The organism is Virgibacillus carmonensis (assembly GCF_057836705.1).
Window position 1 is genome coordinate 1 of the sequence record NZ_JBYQFJ010000226.1, and the last position, 628, is coordinate 628.

Genomic DNA, 628 nt, shown 5'->3' on the forward strand with positions numbered 1-628 from the left:
GTGTTAGCACTAATAGATAAGTCATTAAAATCTTTATCCGTCCATTTTTTTTGAGTATTCTCTTCTATAGCTACAACTAATTTTTTAACTTCAGGGGATAAAGAACTAGGTGTATTTAATGGCTGACACCTTTTACAAGGCCTGTATGAAGCCAATGTAGCTTCTTTTGCTGTTTTAAAAAACTCACAGTTTTCTTTTTTAGGTTTTTTTGCAGGGCAAGTTGGTCTGCAAAAAACGCCTGTCGTTTTAACTCCTACATAAAAAGTGCCTTCATAGTTTGAGTTTTTCTCTATTAGCATTGTATAAAATGTATCTATTGTCCTTTGGTCATTAATCATAACTTTTGCTCTTCCTCCTAAATACTAAATGTAAGATGATTTTCTAAGACATTTTGTGCTTGGAAATAAGAATGTGGTCCATAACTTACCCGGTTTACACCAATATTTTTCCAGTTAATACTATCGATATTAGTAGATGAATTCAGCATAATGTTAACTGGTAAAGGGGAATTTTTAGAAAACTCCTCAATCAGCTCTATATTGGTTAGCCCTGGGATAAATATACCATCAGCACCAGCATAGACTTCAGCTTTATTTAGCGCTTCCTTTACTAAATCAATAGAGTGCTT

General features: G+C 33.3%; 2 protein-coding genes. Both read right to left on the bottom strand.

What is annotated here, in order from left to right:
• Positions 1–338 (bottom strand): Ada metal-binding domain-containing protein (locus AC3G7N_RS21535; RefSeq protein ID WP_489424176.1); only part of this gene is annotated, 338 nt, incomplete at its 3' end.
• A 17-nt stretch (positions 339–355) separates the two neighbouring features.
• Positions 356–628, bottom strand: a 273-nt coding sequence (locus AC3G7N_RS21540) for an isocitrate lyase/phosphoenolpyruvate mutase family protein (protein ID WP_489424177.1), incomplete at its 5' end; no start/stop codon positions are given.